Annotated in this window: 13 protein-coding genes; 5 read left to right on the top strand and 8 right to left on the bottom strand. The window is 61.0% G+C overall.

The window, feature by feature from the left end; genetic code table 11:
- From AAAB16_RS25810 to AAAB16_RS25795, 4 genes are all read left to right on the top strand, one after another.
- Positions 1–853 (top strand): YfbK domain-containing protein (locus AAAB16_RS25810; RefSeq protein WP_340665934.1); only part of this gene is annotated, 853 nt, incomplete at its 5' end.
- Position 854: 1 nt separating this feature from the next.
- Positions 855–1,454, top strand: a complete 600-nt coding sequence (locus AAAB16_RS25805; RefSeq protein WP_340665933.1) for an RNA polymerase sigma factor — start codon at positions 855–857, stop codon at positions 1,452–1,454.
- Positions 1,451–2,239, top strand: a complete 789-nt coding sequence (locus AAAB16_RS25800) for a hypothetical protein (RefSeq protein WP_340665932.1) — start codon at positions 1,451–1,453, stop codon at positions 2,237–2,239. The genes AAAB16_RS25805 and AAAB16_RS25800 overlap by 4 nt, the downstream gene beginning before the upstream one ends.
- A 94-nt stretch (positions 2,240–2,333) precedes the next feature.
- The gene (locus AAAB16_RS25795; protein WP_340665931.1) at positions 2,334–2,996 is read left to right on the top strand and encodes a hypothetical protein; all 663 of its coding nucleotides are present in this window, start codon (positions 2,334–2,336) and stop codon (positions 2,994–2,996) included.
- A 109-nt stretch (positions 2,997–3,105) separates the two neighbouring features.
- Here AAAB16_RS25795 and AAAB16_RS25790 read toward each other — a convergent pair whose 3' ends face one another.
- From AAAB16_RS25790 to AAAB16_RS25755, 8 genes are all read right to left on the bottom strand, one after another.
- Positions 3,106–4,932, bottom strand: coding sequence for a long-chain-acyl-CoA synthetase (locus AAAB16_RS25790; protein ID WP_340665930.1), 1,827 nt, complete (start codon positions 4,930–4,932; stop codon positions 3,106–3,108).
- A gap of 110 nt (positions 4,933–5,042) precedes the next feature.
- On the bottom strand, positions 5,043–5,864 hold the full coding sequence (locus AAAB16_RS25785) for an NAD(P)-dependent oxidoreductase (protein ID WP_340665929.1): 822 nt from the start codon (positions 5,862–5,864) through the stop codon (positions 5,043–5,045).
- 188 nt (positions 5,865–6,052) lie between these two features.
- Positions 6,053–8,044: an acetyl/propionyl/methylcrotonyl-CoA carboxylase subunit alpha gene (locus tag AAAB16_RS25780; RefSeq protein WP_340665928.1), complete on the bottom strand. Its 1,992-nt coding sequence runs from the start codon at positions 8,042–8,044 to the stop codon at positions 6,053–6,055.
- Between the two features lie 119 nt (positions 8,045–8,163).
- Positions 8,164–8,970: an enoyl-CoA hydratase-related protein gene (locus AAAB16_RS25775; RefSeq protein WP_340665927.1), complete on the bottom strand. Its 807-nt coding sequence runs from the start codon at positions 8,968–8,970 to the stop codon at positions 8,164–8,166.
- Between the two features lie 3 nt (positions 8,971–8,973).
- Positions 8,974–10,134, bottom strand: a complete 1,161-nt coding sequence (gene atuD / locus AAAB16_RS25770) for a citronellyl-CoA dehydrogenase (RefSeq protein ID WP_340665926.1) — start codon at positions 10,132–10,134, stop codon at positions 8,974–8,976.
- A gap of 150 nt (positions 10,135–10,284) precedes the next feature.
- Entirely contained in the window at positions 10,285–11,901 is a 1,617-nt protein-coding gene (gene atuC / locus AAAB16_RS25765; RefSeq protein ID WP_340665925.1) for a geranyl-CoA carboxylase subunit beta, read from the bottom strand.
- 3 nt (positions 11,902–11,904) lie between these two features.
- A complete protein-coding gene (locus tag AAAB16_RS25760; protein ID WP_340665924.1) occupies positions 11,905–12,780 on the bottom strand; it encodes an SDR family oxidoreductase in 876 nt (291 codons plus the stop codon).
- Between the two features lie 218 nt (positions 12,781–12,998).
- Positions 12,999–14,789, bottom strand: coding sequence for an acyclic terpene utilization AtuA family protein (locus AAAB16_RS25755; RefSeq protein WP_340665923.1), 1,791 nt, complete (start codon positions 14,787–14,789; stop codon positions 12,999–13,001).
- A 195-nt stretch (positions 14,790–14,984) separates the two neighbouring features.
- On the opposite strand from AAAB16_RS25755, the gene AAAB16_RS25750 reads away from it, so the two are divergent.
- Positions 14,985–15,605, top strand: coding sequence for a TetR/AcrR family transcriptional regulator (locus tag AAAB16_RS25750; RefSeq protein WP_340665922.1), 621 nt, complete (start codon positions 14,985–14,987; stop codon positions 15,603–15,605).
- Positions 15,606–15,783 lie beyond the last annotated feature (178 nt).

Here is a 15,783-nt window from a genome sequence, read left to right as displayed (position 1 = left end):
GGGCTTTATCGCCAAGGGCATCAACCGCATCTTGCTGGCCACCGACGGCGACTTTAACGTCGGCATCAGCGATTTCGACAGCCTGAAAAAACTCGCCGCCGACAAGCGCAAAACCGGTGTCTCGCTGACCACCTTGGGCTTTGGCACCGACAACTACAACGAGCAGTTGATGGAGCAATTGGCCGACGCTGGCAACGGCAACTACGCCTATATCGACAACCTGCGTGAAGCGCGCAAGGTGCTGGTCGAGCAGCTCAGCTCAACCCTGGTAACCGTGGCCAAAGACGTGAAAATTCAGGTCGAATTCAACCCCGCGCAGGTCAGCGAATACCGTCTACTGGGCTACGAAAACCGTGCTCTGAAGCGTGAAGATTTCAGCAACGATAAGGTCGATGCTGGCGAAATCGGCGCGGGGCATACCGTTACCGCGCTGTATGAAATCGTCCCGGCCGGCAACAAAGGTTGGCTGGAGCCGTTGCGCTACGGGCAGGCCGAAAGCAAACGCGCCGCTTCCAGTGAAATGGCCCTGCTGCGTATCCGCTACAAAGCGCCAGACCAAGAGCAAAGCCGCCTGCTGGAAGTGCCGATAGCCGCCGACGCCAAGGCGCCGGCCATTGCCGATGCCAGTGCTGACTTGCGCTTTGCCGCGGCGGTTGCCGCTTTTGCCCAGCAGCTTAAAGGCGGGCAATACACCCAGGGCTTTGACCTGGCCGCCAGTGCCAAGCTGGCCCGCAGCGCCAAGGGCGACGACCACTTCGGCCTGCGTGCCGAGTTTGTACAACTGGTAGAACTGGCGCAGAGCCTGCAAACTGCCGCCATTCCTTCTTCCACCACCATGGCCAAGGTCGACTAGCGTGGCAGCCGCACCCTTACCCTCAGACCTGCCTGTTAGCGACGCCGAGCTGCTGCGTCGCTATCGCCAGGGTGATAGCCAGGCGTTTGCCGTGCTCTACGCACGCCATCGCCTGGGCCTGTTCCGTTTTCTCTGTGGCTTGTGCGGCGATTCTGCATTGGCTGAGGAAGTGTTCCAGGAAACCTGGATGAGCGTGATCCGCAGCGAATCGCAGCAGCGCGAGGCGGTGCAGTTCAGCACCTGGCTGTACCAGATTGCGCGAAACCGCCTGATCGACCATTGGCGTAAGCACGGCAAGCGCCAATACCTGCAAGACGAGTACGACGAACAGCTGCATGGCGAGGCCGACAGCCAACCCAACCCGGAGCAACAGCTCAGCCTGACCCGTGATCAACAGCGCCTGCAGGCGGCGCTGGATGATCTGCCGGCTGAGCAGCGAGAAGTGTTTCTCCTGCGTGCCCATGGCGATCTGGACCTGGGCGAAATCGCGGCGCTAACGCAAACCCCGGCGGAAACGGTGAAAAGCCGCCTGCGTTACGCCATGAGCAAGTTACGACGGTTGCTGACGGACCCGGCCACCGCCGACGAGGTATCCCTATGACGCACGACCCCCGCGAAAGCGCCGAGCTGGACCAGGCGATGCTTGAGCACTACCGCCGGCACAGCCCACAGGAACCGTCTGCCGAGCTGGATGCGCGCATTCTGGCGGCGGCTCACGCCCATGCTGCTGCGGCCTTGGCACCTACAGCGCGTGCAGTTCAACAGCCGCCGGTACTTAGTCGTCTGCATGGCTGGTTGTTTGGTGGTAGCCAGCGCGCCCGTTGGTCGATGGCCTTTGCCAGCATCGCCACCTTGGGTATTGGCGTTGGTCTGGCAATGCGCACCTTGGAACGCGCTCCCGAGCAGCAGTTTGACGCGGCGCCGCTGTCGTTTTCGCTGCCCGCACCTGCGCCTGTTATGGCGCCGGCGCCTGAGGCGCAGTCGAGCGATCCTGATGCGTACTACGCCGCCGAGCCGCAGATGGAAAAGAAATCGGTCGCCAAAGAGGTAGCGCGCGCGCGCCCGGAAATGCGCAAACCGGCGATTATCAGTGGTGAGCTCAATGAGCAACTCAACAACACTGAAGCGGCGCCTCCAGCGGCGGCTGCACCGTTTGCCGACGCCGTCGCACCTGCATCACCCTCGGCCTTGGCGAGCAAAGCGCAAATCGACGCCAAGCACGACCAAGCCCAACTGCAGCGAAGCCTGAGGCAGATCATTCAGCTTCAGGACAACGGCCACGCCGAGCTCGCCGAGCAGCAACTTCATACCTTGCAACAACTGCATCCGCAGCTTGATTTACGCATTGAGTTGCAACGTTTACGGGCTTTGCACGGTCAGCAGTAAAGGGCCGGCGCGTAGCCGTTGCCTGGAATGCACGCTTGCCAGGGACGGCTGAGCGCGCGAGCATGTTGGCCTCTGCCGAGTTCGACGATTTCCCATGATTGCGAAAAAAACGTCTGGGTTGCTGATCGCCATATTGTTGTTAGGCGCCTGCGACAAAGACCCGACCCCACCGAAAACGCCGCCTGCGCCAGCGGCGCCGGCTGTGGCTGAAACCCCGGCACCTGCTGCACAACCGGCGGCCAAACCGGCAGCCAAGGCCGCGCCGACGCCCACGGTTAAACCCCTGGAACCGTTGATCAAAACCACCCTGGAGCCGCTACCCACTAAAGCTCCGGTGGTAAAAGAAGCCGAAAAGCCCAAAGAGGCGCCCGTAGTGCAGGCGCGCCCGCCGCAGCCACCGGACAAAATCCAGCGCCTGCAAGTGAACAAACCGCAGACCGCACAACAGCAAAAAGCCAGCGCAGCGGTGAAACAGGCTCAGGTGCCCAAAGCCAAGCTGGATCTGCATTTGCCTAAAGACATGGTGAACAAGCTGGAGCCGGAAGTGGCTGTCACGCCCGGTGCCAGTCCGGCGCCGAGCGCAACCGCCGACCCGGCGTTGTTACCGCAAATGTTCGCGGAAAAGCCCGGCGAGCAGAGTCCCTTTGAAGTGGGCGGGCGGGTGATCACCAACGACCGCAGCCGCAACCAGGACCGCGATTCCAACTACATGGATACGGTGGAAGGGGCGGAGTTGCAGTTTAAGTTTCGCCATTGAATAAGCCCCTCTCCCCTGTCCGGGCGACCGCAAGCGGGAGAGGGGAGCCTAATCGCTGTTCGTCGGCATAAGTTGGCGGCACACAGCAAAATCCATCTCCCTTGCCCCCTTAGAACCGATGCAGCCCCTGCTGAATGGCTTCGTATACCTGCCCATCCAATACCTCAAACCGACTACTGCCCGGCAAGCGCACAAACAGCGGGTCGGTCACCAGCAGCGGGTTATACGCGGCGGTTTTCAGGTCGTTCTTTTTGTACTTAAACGTGCCGGTTGTCTCGACTTCCCGCAGCAGCCGCACAAACAACGGCGCGGCATAGACCGGTAATTCACGGTCCAGGTGCACGGCCAGTTCAGCGCCATCCAGTTGCAGCCCCGGCGCCAACCGCAGCGCCGCCATGCCGCAACGCCCGTTGGTGCCGGGAATCTCCACGCCATACACCACGGCATCTTCGATGCCGGCAAAGGCGCCCAAGGCGTTTTCCACTTCGGTGGTGGAGACGTTTTCACCTTTCCAGCGAAAGGTATCGCCCAGGCGATCAACAAACTGCGTGTGTTTAAAGCCGATATCGCGCATCAAGTCGCCGGTGTTAAACCAGGCATCACCCTTTTTAAACACGTTACGCAGAATCACCGCTTCGCTTTTTGCCGGGTCGGTGTAGCCGTCGAACGGCCATTTGGCGCTGATCTCGGTGATCAGCAAACCGGGCTCGCCTTTGTCGGCTTTTTGCAGAAAGTTTTTCTTGGTTCGCAGCGGCCTGTCGTTCTCCAGGTCGTAACGGACGATGGCGTAGGTGGCTGGCGAATAGCCCACGGTGTTGTCGAAATTAAACACATTGGTAAAGCCGATATTGCCCTCGCTGGAAGCGTAGAACTCGGTGATCCGCTCAATGCCAAAGCGCTGTTTGAACTCGCCCCAGATTGATGGCCGCAGGCCGTTGCCGATCATGCAGGTGAGGCTGTTTTGCTGTTCCTCGGCGCACGGCGGCTGGTTAAGCAGGTATCGGCACAGTTCGCCGATATAGCCAAAGCAGGTGGCGTTGTAGTGCTTAACGTCTTTCCAAAACGCGCTGGCGGAGAAGCGTCGGCGCAGGGCTATTGCCGCGCCACCGGCCAGTGCCGCGCTCCAGCACACGGTCACGGCATTGTTGTGGTAGCAGGGCAGGGTCAGGTACAGCACGTCCTGATCAGTCAGGCCCAGGCCGGAGTGACCGAAGCCGCCATAGGCCTTGATCCATTTGCCGTGGCTCATGATCGAGGCTTTTGGCAGGCCGGTGGTGCCCGAGGTGTAGATCAGAAAACACGGGTCTTTCAGGCGCACAGTGGCGCTATCGGCGACGTTGGTATTGGGCTCGTTCCAGCCCAGCTCCATCAGGTTTTCCCAGCCCTTGGGCGCGATGCCCGGTGCATTCAAGCTGTCGCCATCGCTCAGCCAGTAGCAATGGCGGTCACTGCCGTGCACCTGTTCGCGCACCGTTTCGAACGGTTCGCGCAGTTCTTCGCCAATCACGAAATGACTGGGCTTTACCAGGTTCAGGCTATGCACCAACACCTGCCCGCGCTGGGTGGTATTGACAAGCGCGCCCACTGCGCCAAGCTTGGCCAACGCCGCCAGCAACAGCAGCACCTCCATGCGGTTTTCCAGCATCACCGCCACCACGCTGCCATGGGCCACGCCTTGTTTCTTTAACGCGCGGGCCAGGCGATTGGCCCAGGCGTTGAACTGGGCGTAGGTGAGCTGGCGGGTTTCCTCCAGCACCGCTGGGCGATCGGCATACAGGTCGGCGGCGCGCTCCAGCGCCCAAGCCAGCGACAGGTTTTTTTCGCGGTTACGAATGCCGGCGTAATACAGCCCGCGCAACATACGCGGCACGCGGCTGAATACGCCGGGCAGGTGGGCGATAAAGCGGGCAGGGGTGATCAGGTCGGCTTGGCTCATATGCGCGTCGTTATGCTTTTTGTCAGAGACGAGCCGGCACTGTAGAACGCCTGCGCCAGCGGCACTATGGCCCTGGCGCAGAGGCAAACGGGCAGATGGGCAAACCCGGTTTAGTCGACAAACAAGTCCTGAATCAGCGGGCCGCCGGCCGGGTCGAAGCGGTAGTGCTCGAACTCGCTTTGGCCCTGTTCGCGCAAGATATCTTCGTCAATCAACAAGCGCCCGGTAATCGCTCGGCCGCTGCTGCTAAGAATGGCGTAGGCGGCATCGGCCATGATCGCCGGCACCCGCGCACGCTTAAAGGCCTCGCGGCTGCCCAGCTCGAATTCAATGGCGGCGGTGGCGATCATGGTTTTCGGCCACAGCGAGTTACTGCTGATGCCGTACTTGGCAAATTCCTCGCTCATGCCCAGGGTCAGCATGCTCATGCCGTACTTGGTCACGGTGTAGGGGCCGTGTTGGGCGAACCATTTGCTGTCCATATTTAAAGGCGGCGACAGGTTGAGAATATGGCCCTTGCTCTCTTTCAAGTACGGCAGCGCGGCCTGGCTGCAGACCATTACCGCGCGGGTGTTGATCTGGAACAGCAGGTCAAAACGCTTGGGTGGCAGGTGCTCAACGCCCACCAGCTTGATGGCGCCGGCGTTGTTGACCAAGGCATCGATACCGCCGAAATGCTCGGCCGCTTTGGCCATGGCGGCTTTTACCGCCTCTTCGTCGCGCACATCCAATTGCAAGGCCAGGGCTTTGCCACCGGCTTGCTCCACTTCGGCGGCCACCGAGTGAATGGTGCCTTCAAGCTTGGCGTGGGCATCGGCACTTTTTGCGGCGATCACGATATTGGCGCCGTCGGCCGCCGCCTTTAACGCGATTTCACGGCCGATGCCACGGCTGGCGCCGGAGATAAAGAGGGTTTTGCCGGATAGGGACATAACGGGTTTCTCCTGGTTTTTGTTGTTAGATAGCGCGTGCATAGCAAACACCCGTCTTTGCGGGGGACGGAGATCTTTAACGTTACGTCCGTCGTCCCCGCGTAGGTGGGGACCCAGGCTGGTGCAGGTATCTCTGCTCGCCAGGCAATTCTGGGTCCCCGCCTGCGCGGGGACGACGGTGGTGGGGGTTAGATTGGGGTTTCAGCCTCTATCTCCACCAGCACCTGCCGACTCTTCACCTGGTCGCCCTGGCTGGCTTGCACCCGCCGCACAATCCCATCGCAGCCGGCCTTTAACGGATGCTCCATTTTCATTGCCTCTAGCACCACCAGCAGTTGCCCTTTGCTCACCCGATCGCCTTCGCTCACCAGCACATCAACAATGGCGCCATCCATCGGCGCTTTGATATGGCCGGAGGCGGCGGCGCCAGCGGCGCTGACCGGTTCGTGGGTGATGTCGAGCAGTTCCAGGTTGCCGTTGTGGCCGTACAACCATAGGTGTTGCTGGCTGTGGTGGTAGGCCAGGCGTTGGCGGATGCCGTCGATGCTGAGGGTGGCCCAGCGGCCGTCGTGGTTAAGCAAGTGCAGGTCGAGTTGCTGTTCGCCAATGCCGGCCAGTAAACGCGGTTGTGGGCCGGCTGTTTGTACGGCCAGTTCTACAGGGTATTTGTGCTCGCCGTGCTTGAGCACAAAGCGCCACGGTGCTGTGCTGGCGTTACGCCAACCGGCCAATTCAGGTTGATGCGCGCGGGCCTCGGCAACTGCTTGATAGAGCAGGGCGGCAGCGCTGGCCAGTTCCACGGCGGTGGGTGCTTGTGGGGTCAGGCTGGGGTCGGCGTGGAAGTGTTCGCCGATAAACGCCGTGGTGGCATGGCCGGCAGCAAATTCGTCGTGGGCCAGCAGGTTGGCGAGGAAGCGTTGGTTGCCGTTGACGCCCAGCAGCACGCAGTCTTCCACCGCACGCACCAGCTTGCGCCGCGCTTCGTCACGGGTGGCGCCATAGGCGATGATTTTCGCCAGCATGGGGTCGTAGAACGGGGTGATGCGTTGGCCTTCGACCAGGCCATGGTCGATGCGAATACCGTCCAGCAGCGCCGGCTCCCAGCGCAGTACGGCGCCGGTTTGTGGCAGGAAGTTGTTAGCGGCGTCCTCGGCATACAAACGCACTTCCATGGCGTGGCCGCTGAGGCGAATGTCGTCTTGCTTGAGGGGCAACGGCTGGCCAGCGGCGACGTGTAACTGCCAGGCAACCAAGTCCTGGCCGGTGATCAGCTCGGTGACCGGGTGTTCCACTTGCAAGCGGGTGTTCATTTCCAGAAAGAAGAATTCGCCGCTCTGGTCGAGCAAAAACTCCACGGTGCCGGCGCCGACGTAGTTTACCGACGCCGCTGCTTTTACCGCCGCCTCACCCATGGCTTGGCGTAGTTGCGGGGTCATCACCGGGCAGGGTGCTTCTTCGACGACTTTTTGATGGCGGCGCTGCACCGAGCAGTCGCGCTCACCGAGGTAAACGATGTTGCCGTGCTCGTCGCCAAACACCTGAATTTCCACATGCCGCGGTTGCAGCACGGCGCGCTCCAGAATCAGCTCGCCGGAGCCAAAGGCGTTTTGCGCCTCCGAGCGCGCGGTGCGGATTTGCGCGAGCAGTTCATTGGCCTCGGTCACCAAACGCATGCCACGACCACCGCCGCCCGCACTGGCTTTGATCATTAGCGGGTAACCAATGCGCTCGGCTTCGCGGCTGAGCACGGCATCGTCTTGCTCGGCACCTTCGTAGCCGGGAATGCACGGCACGCCGGCGTCGAGCATGGCGATCTTTGACAGGCGTTTGCTGCCCATCAGGTGGATGGCTTCAACGGTGGGGCCGATAAACACAATGCCGGCCGCTTGGCAGGCCTGGGCAAAGGCGGCGTTTTCCGAGAGAAAACCGTAACCGGGGTGCACGGCGTCGGCGCCGGTTTTCTGTGCGGCGGCGATGATGGCGTCGATGCTCAGGTACGACTGGTTGACCTGGGCTGGGCCGATATTTACCGCTTGGTCCGCAAGCTGGACGTGGCGGGCATCGGCATCGGCCTCGCTGTACACGGCCACGGTGCGATAGCCCAGCGCTTGTGCGGTGCGCATCACTCGGCAAGCGATTTCGCCACGGTTGGCGATAAGGATTTTACTGAAGGCTGGCATGGGTTAGCGCGCTCCTATTTTTATTGTGTTTGCAGGATTCCCTCTCACTGGCCGCCGCCCCCAACCCCTCTCCCGCACGCGGGCGAGGGGAGCTATTGCGCGTGCGGCCGGGGCAGCCATCACACCGCCCACCTAGGCTTACGCTTCTGCATAAAGGCCATCGTCCCTTCCACGCCTTCCTCACCCACCACGGCTGCGGCAAACAACCCGGCCGCCTGGTCAAGCAAGGTATTCAGCAGTTCGTTTTCGCTGGCCAACAGCAGCGCTTTGGTTGCTGCGTTGGCACCTGGCGCGCACTGGCGAACCTGGTCCAACACCTGCTGCAAGCGCTGCTCAACACCGGCTTCATCGGCTTCGCTGAAATGCACCAAGCCCAAGCGCAGTGCTTCTTCACCGTCAAAACGCGCCGCTGTCAGGGCTAAGCGTCGGGTTTGGGTCAGGCCGATACGCTTAACCACAAAGGGCGCGATTTGTGCGGGAATAACCCCCAGGCTGGTCTCCGGCAAGCCGAACTTGGCGTTGCCGTGGGCGATGGCGATATCCGATACGCACGCCAGCCCAAACCCACCGCCGAGCACCGCGCCTTCAAGCACGGCAATCAGCACGTGCGGTGCGTTCTGCGCATCTTCCAGCAAGGCACCAAAGGCGCGGTTGAGCTGGCGGTAGGCGTCTTCACCGTCGGTTTGCGTACGGGCGCGGGCGCCGGCCATGTCTTTGATGTCGCCGCCGGCACAGAAATGTCCACCGGCGCCACGCAATACCAGGGCGCGAATGCTGGCGTCAGCGGCGCTGGTACGCAGCACGGCGCGCAGTTCCTCGACCATGGTCAGGCTCATGGCGTTACGCACGTCGGCGCGGTTCAGGGTGATGTACAGCACGCCTTCGGCTTGTTCGAGCAACAGGGTGGTGACGGTCGGTAAGGTCATGGCTTAGCCCTTCTTTTTGCCCGGCAGGGTGCCCATCAGCTTGGCGATGATGCCCAGCATGATTTCGTCGGCGCCGCCGCCAATGGAGACCAGGCGCACGTCACGGTAGGCGCGGGCCACCGGGTTGTCCCACATGTAGCCCATGCCGCCCCAATATTGCAGGCAGCTGTCGGTCACTTCGCGGCCCAAACGGCCGGCTTTGAGCTTGGCCATGGAGGCCAGTTTGGTCACGTCGCGGCCTTTGATGTATTGCTCGGTGGCTTGGTACACCAGGGCGCGCAGGCATTCGATTTCGGTGGCCAGTTCACCCATACGGAAGTGGATGACTTGGTTGTCGATCAGCGGCTGACCAAAGGTTTTGCGTTCTTTGCAGTACTCGATGGTGGCATCGACGCAGTACTCCAGGCCCTTGATCATATTGGCCGCGCCAAACAGACGCTCTTCCTGGAACTGCAGCATCTGCATCATAAAACCGGCGCCTTCATGGCCGATGCGGTTGCGTTGCGGCACGCGCACATCGTCGAGAAACACCTGCGCGGTTTCCGAACTGCGCATGCCGAGTTTGTCCAGGTGCGGCGATACGCTGATACCGGGGGAGTTCATCGGCACCACGATCAGCGATTTATTGATATGCGGCTTGTCGTCCGAGGTGTTGGCCAGCAGGCACATAAAGTCGGCAGACGGCGAGTTGGTGATCCACATCTTGCTGCCGTTGATCACGTAGTCGTCGCCATCTTTGCGCGCGGTGGTTTTCAGCCCGGCCACGTCGGAGCCAGCGCCGACTTCCGAGACGCCGATGCAGCCGACCATTTCGCCAGTGATGGCCGGACGGAGAAATTCTTCGCGCAATTCATCCGAACCAAAGCGCGCCAGGGCCGGGGTGCACATATCGGTCTGCACGCCGATGGACATCGGAATGCCACCGCAATGGATGGTGCCGAACTCTTCAGCGGCAACAATGGAGTAACTGTAATCCAGGCCCATGCCACCGAATTTTTCCGGCTTGGAAATGCCCAGCAGGCCCAGCTCGCCAGCCTTTTTGAAAATGTCATGAATCGGAAAACGCCCAGCTTTTTCCCACTCATCGACGTGTGGATTGATTTCCTTGTCGACAAAGTTACGTACCGTGCGGCGAAGTTCTTCGTGTTCCTGGGTGATGATCATTTTTTCTTGTTCTCCTCGGGAAAGCAGTAATACGGTGATTCGTAGGTTGGGTTGAGGAGCCCCGCGACGAAGCCCAACAAGGGACAGGCGTCGCGTCTGTGGCCCGGTTGTTGGGCTTCGCTTTGCTCAACCCAACCTACGTTCGATGCTTTAAAACCGTGCCACACCGAAGGTGTTGGCCTTGAGTGGCCGCACCTCGGCCTCGGCACAAATATCCAGCAAAAAGCCCAGCAGCTTGCGTGTGTCACGGGGGTCGATCAGGCCGTCGTCCCACAGGCTGGCGGTGCCGTAGAGGGCGGTGGATTGGCTGTCGAGTTTTTGCGCGGTGACGGTTTCGAGCATGTCGAGCATTTTCGGGTCGGCTTCTTTGCCTTCCTTGGCGTGCTTGTCTTCGGTGACGATGCGCAGCACTTTGCCGGCCTGGGCGCCGCCCATCACGGCGGTGCGGCTGTTGGGCCAAGCGAAGATAAAGCGTGGGTCCAGGCCACGGCCGCACATGGCGTAGTTGCCGGCGCCGTAGGAGCCGCCGACGACAATCGTCAGCTTGGGCACGCGGGCGTTGGCCACCGCTTGAATCAGTTTCGAGCCGTGTTTGATCACGCCTTGCTGTTCCGACTCGGTGCCAACCATAAAACCGGTGGTGTTGTGGAAGAACAGAATCGGCGTATTGCTCTGGTCGCACAGCTGAATAAATTGCGCCGCTTTGGCCGCGCCCTTGGGCGTGATCGGGCCGTTGTTGCCGATAAAACCGCAGGCTTGGCCTTCGATCTGCAGGTGGCCGCAAATGGTCTGGTTATCGAACTCGGGTTTGAAGTCCAAGTACTCGGAACCGTCGGCAATGCGAGCGATGATTTCGCGCACGTCGTAGGGCTTTTTCGCGTCGCTGGGGATCAAGCCAAGCAGCTCTTCAGCCGGGTACAGTGGCTCGCGCACAGGCTTGCGTGGGCGGTGAGGCAACTGGGCATTCCACGGCAGCATGCTGACAATTTCGCGGGCAATGCGTAGGCCGTCGGCGTCGTTTTCCGCCAGGTATTCCGCCGTGCCGGCGGTTTGTGCGTGCATCTCGGCGCCGCCCAATTCTTCGTCGGTGGCCACTTCGCCAGTGGCAGCTTTGAGCAGCGGTGGGCCGGCCAAAAACATCTTGGCTTTGCCGCGTACGACCACGGTGTAATCGGACAAACCTGGCTGATAAGCGCCACCCGCCGTGCTGGAACCGTGCACCACCGTCACTTGCGGCAAGCCCATGGCGGACATGCGCGCCTGGTTGGCAAAACCGCGAGCACCTTCGACGAAAATTTCCGCCGCGTAGTTAAGGTTAGCGCCGCCGCTTTCGGCCAGGGTTACCACCGGCAGTTTGTTTTCAAAGGCGATTTGTTGCAGGCGCAGGGTCTTTTTCAGGCCGCTGGGGGAAATGGTGCCGCCCTTGATCGCGCTGTTGCTGGCATTCACCAGGCAACGTACGCCAGCGATATAGCCAATGCCGGAAATAATGCCGCCACCGGCGCCGGTGCCGTCTTTGTCGTCATGCAGTTTGTAGCCGGCCAGCGAAGCCAGTTCGAGAAACGGCGCGCCGGGGTCAAGGAGCAAATTCAAGCGTTCGCGCGGCAGCAGTTGGCCGCGTTTGTCGAACTTGGCTTTGGCTTCGGCTGCCTTGTCCAAGACCTTTTGCTCGACCTCGCGAAACGCCGCGACGGTGGCCAACATGGCCTCGCGGTTGCGCGCGTAGTCGGCGCTGTTGGTGTCCAGTTCGGACTGAATGACCGGCATGGGCTACTCCTTCTCCGAGGGTTTGAGTACGTCGGGCAGATAGGCGCGGTGAAAGCCGTTATACGACTCGGCGCTCTTGGCTTTGCCCAGGGTCCAGGCACGGCTGCCCTGGCTGGCGGCGCCGTCGATGCGCACGGTATTGCCGCTGATAAAGTTGGCGCCGGGGGTCAGCAAAAAGACGATGGCCGAGGCCACTTCCGACTCGGTGCCAATGCGTTGCAGCGGCACGTGATCTTTCAGCGAGCGGATCATGTTTTTCATTGAATCGGGGTAGGTGTCCATGCCGCTGGAGGCGATCCAGCCGGGTGCCACAGCATTGACCCGCACGCCGGCGTAACCCCATTCCACGGCAGCGGTTTTGGTGAAGTTTTCCATGCCGGCGCGGGCGGTGCCGGAGTGGCCCATACCGGGCATGCCGCCCCACATATCGGCGAGCATATTGACGATGCTGCCGCCGTGTTTGCTCATGCTTTGGGTAAACACCTCACGGGCCACCAGGAAGCCGCCGACCAGGTTGGTGCGCACCACGGTTTCGAAACCTTTCTGGTTGATCGACACTAACGGCGCCGGGTATTGGCCGCCGGCGTTGTTGACCAAATGATGGATGCGCCCGTGTTCAGCCAGCACCTCGGCGACCATCACTTTCACCACCTCTTCTTCACGGATATCGGCGGCTTTCCAACTGGCACTGCCGCCATCGCTGATGATTTCATCGGCAGTGCTTTGCAGCTTGTCCCACTTGCGCCCGACCAGCACCACATGGGCGCCAAGGGCAGCCAATTCATGTGCCGTAGCGCGGCCGATGCCGCTGCCGCCGCCGGTGACCATGATGGTTTGGCCGCTGAACAGGCCGGGTTTGTAGATGGAGTCGTAGCTCATGTGCGGCTCTCGCTTTTTTGTTTTTTAACCGACATTCCTGCCTTTTACTCCGTCATTCCCGCGCAGGCGGGAATCCAGAATGTTGCGCAGGTATGCGTCCCTCTGGCGATTCTGCAACCCTTGCGGGGATGCCGGTGTTTGCTCCTGTAGGGTGTGCTGTGCGCACCACGGTACACACGGACATTGCTTGGCGCGCACGGCACACCCTACGTCGAGGTTTAATCCAGTTTTTGCGCCAACGCCTTCGGCACCGGCACGGGGAATTCCAATAGCTGTTGAGCAAACGCTTTGCCTTGCGGATCGATGCGCAAGCTGGCGACACCGCCGCCGCCCAGGGCGTTTTCCAGGAGGAAATTGAGGCCGTTACAGCCGGGCAGATACCAGCGGTTGATGCGCCCGCTAATGGGGTCGAGCACATGGCCCATCCACTCGGCCACCGCTTCCACGCTGAGCGCGGCAGCAATCCACGGCAGGTATTCAGCCTCACGGGCCATCACGCCAATATTGCTGTGGTTACCTTTGTCGCCGGAGCGCGCCACGGCCAGTTTCACCAGCGGCACACTGGCGTCGGCATCACCCTGGGGCAGAGGTGCTTCGGTCGCTACGGCCAGGGCCGCTGGGTCCAAGGTGTCGACGCTGGGCAGGGCAACGGGGTGGCGTTCGCCGTTCAGTTCCACGTCCAGGGTGCAGGCGTTTTTGTCGACCAAAAAGGAGAACAGGCGAATTACCGGGTACACGGTCGGGCGGCCGCCGACAATGCCGGTGAGGCCTGGCGCCATACCGGTGGCGGCTTGGGCGATTTCGCGCGAGAAGAGGACCAGCGCTTCTTTTTTCGCGTGGCGTACGGCCAGTTTTACCACCACTTCGCGGCTGTCTTGGCGTTGGCCGTGAGGGCCGTAAGTGGCCTCGCTGCCGAGCAGTTCGATGTTTGTTTCCACATAACCCGGCCAGCCACGCTCAGCGAACATTTCTGCGGTTTTGCTGATGATCGCTTGGCTCACCCGTTGAGCTTTTTTCACCGCGTCGATGCCGGCAATCAGGCAACTGGCGGTGCAGCGAAAACCATCCGGGTAGGTGGCCGAGACTTTGTACTGATCGGTGGGGGGCAAGCCTTTGGCGCCGTCGACCTGGACGCAGTCGCTGCCCAAGTCGGTGAGCTGCACCTGGGTGAAATCGCAGACCACATCCGGCAGCAGGTAAGCCCGTGGATCGCCGATTTCGTAGAGCATTTGTTCGCCGACGGTAAAGGGCGTCACCAGGCCGCCCGTGCCCGCCGGTTTGCCGACGATAAAGCTGCCATCAGCTGCGACTTCAATCACTGGAAAACCAATGTGCTCGTAGTCCGGCACGCTTTCCCAGTCGGTGAAGTTGCCGCCGGTGCACTGCGCGCCACATTCGATGATATGGCCGGCCAGCGCGGCTTGCGCGAGCTTGTCGTAGTCCTGCCAGCTCCAGCCAAATTCGTGTACCAGCGCGGCGCTGACCACTGCGCTATCGACCACGCGGCCGGTAATCACAATGTCGGCGCCCAAGGCCAAGGCTTCAACAATGCCCGGTGCGCCCAGGTAGGCGTTTACCGATACACACATGGGCGGCAGCGGGTTGCCGGTGAACATCTCGCGGGTGCCGGCTTTGTTGAGTTCGGGCAGTTTGCTTTGCAGGTTATCGCCATGCAGCACGGCGATTTTCAGGCTTACGCCGGCTTTCTCGCAGGCGGCAGCCAAGGCCTTGGCGCAGGCTTGCGGGTTAACGCCACCGGCATTGCTGATGACACGGATTTTTTTCCTGGCGATGGTTTGCAACAGCGGCGCGAGCACTTCAATAAAGTCGCCGGCATACCCTTGCTCGGGGTTCTTCATGCGCGCGCCAGCCATCAGCGACATGGTGATTTCGGCCAAGTAGTCGAACACCAAGTAATCCAGCTCGCTGTTATTTACCAGTTGAGCGGCAGCGGTAGAGGTGTCACCCCAAAAGGCGGAGGCGCAGCCGATGCGTACGGTTTTAGTCATTGGAATTGTGTCCGTCACGTATTCGATGGGGTGACCATACCAAGCAAGCGCTTGGTTAGGGAAGCCCCCTTTTTATCTTTCTTAACGAAAGCACTGCCAAGCGCTTGCTTGGTTACCGCTTCACGCTTAAATTTCACCAATGCCGACAAGCACTTGCCACTTTTCAGGCCGGGCGTTGGGTTAGGGGGAATACGCGTGGATGAAACACAAGCCCAGAAGGTGATGCACGACTTGGTGGTTGAGGGCCAAGTCACGGACCCGGAAAGCGCCCGTGGCAAGCTGCTGCAAACCGCTGCTCACCTGTTCCGCAGCAAAGGCTACGACCGCACCACGGTGCGCGACTTGGCCGGTGCGGTGGGCATTCAGTCGGGCAGCATCTTTCACCACTTCAAAAGCAAGGACGAAATCCTGCGTTCGGTGATGGAAGAAACCATCCGCTACAACACCGCCCTGATGCAGGCTGCTCTTGCCGATGCCACCAACGTGCGCGAGCGCGTGCTGGCGCTGATCCGTTGCGAATTGCAGTCGATCATGGGCGGCACTGGCGAAGCGATGGCGGTGCTGGTGTATGAGTGGCGCTCGCTGTCAGCGGAAGGGCAGGCCTACATCCTCAACTTGCGCGACACCTACGAGCAGATCTGGTTGGCGGTATTGGGCGAGGCCAAAGACGCTGGCTATTTCAAGGGTGACCCCTTTGTGCAGCGGCGGTTTCTCACCGGAGCGCTGTCGTGGAGCACCACCTGGTTTCGCGCTGACGGGCCAATGAGTTTGGATGAGCTGGCTGAAGAGGCGTTGAGCTTGGTGATTAAGGGCTGATAAGCCCACATCGCCCGGTGCGCACAGCACACCCTACGAGCAGACCGCGTTTGCTGTGCTATGCGCACCGTGACGCGGTTGCCGAACACAGGCTACAGGCGCTTGGGTCTGGAGTTTTCGGCGCCGCGTTGCAGGGTGCGTTGGCTGGCTTGCACCAGCCAGCAGGCGAGAATAAACG

It is taken from the genome of Pseudomonas sp. (genome assembly GCF_037994325.1).
GTDB lineage: Bacteria > Pseudomonadota > Gammaproteobacteria > Pseudomonadales > Pseudomonadaceae > Aquipseudomonas.
Note: the sequence above shows the minus strand (reverse complement) of the source record. Positions and strands in the feature narration are given on the sequence as shown.

Bases quoted from the DNA above. Each gene is read 5' to 3' on its own strand.
- AAAB16_RS25800 (WP_340665932.1), top strand. From the start codon at position 1,451: ATGACGCACGACCCCCGCGAAAGCGCCGAGCTGGACCAGGCGATGCTT.
- AAAB16_RS25795 (WP_340665931.1), top strand. From the start codon at position 2,334: ATGATTGCGAAAAAAACGTCTGGGTTGCTGATCGCCATATTGTTGTTA.
- AAAB16_RS25790 (WP_340665930.1), bottom strand. From the start codon at position 4,932: ATGAGCCAAGCCGACCTGATCACCCCTGCCCGCTTTATCGCCCACCTG.
- AAAB16_RS25785 (WP_340665929.1), bottom strand. From the start codon at position 5,864: ATGTCCCTATCCGGCAAAACCCTCTTTATCTCCGGCGCCAGCCGTGGC.
- AAAB16_RS25780 (WP_340665928.1), bottom strand. From the start codon at position 8,044: ATGCCAGCCTTCAGTAAAATCCTTATCGCCAACCGTGGCGAAATCGCT.
- AAAB16_RS25775 (WP_340665927.1), bottom strand. From the start codon at position 8,970: ATGACCTTACCGACCGTCACCACCCTGTTGCTCGAACAAGCCGAAGGC.
- atuD (WP_340665926.1), bottom strand. From the start codon at position 10,134: ATGATCATCACCCAGGAACACGAAGAACTTCGCCGCACGGTACGTAAC.
- atuC (WP_340665925.1), bottom strand. From the start codon at position 11,901: ATGCCGGTCATTCAGTCCGAACTGGACACCAACAGCGCCGACTACGCG.
- AAAB16_RS25760 (WP_340665924.1), bottom strand. From the start codon at position 12,780: ATGAGCTACGACTCCATCTACAAACCCGGCCTGTTCAGCGGCCAAACC.
- AAAB16_RS25755 (WP_340665923.1), bottom strand. From the start codon at position 14,789: ATGACTAAAACCGTACGCATCGGCTGCGCCTCCGCCTTTTGGGGTGAC.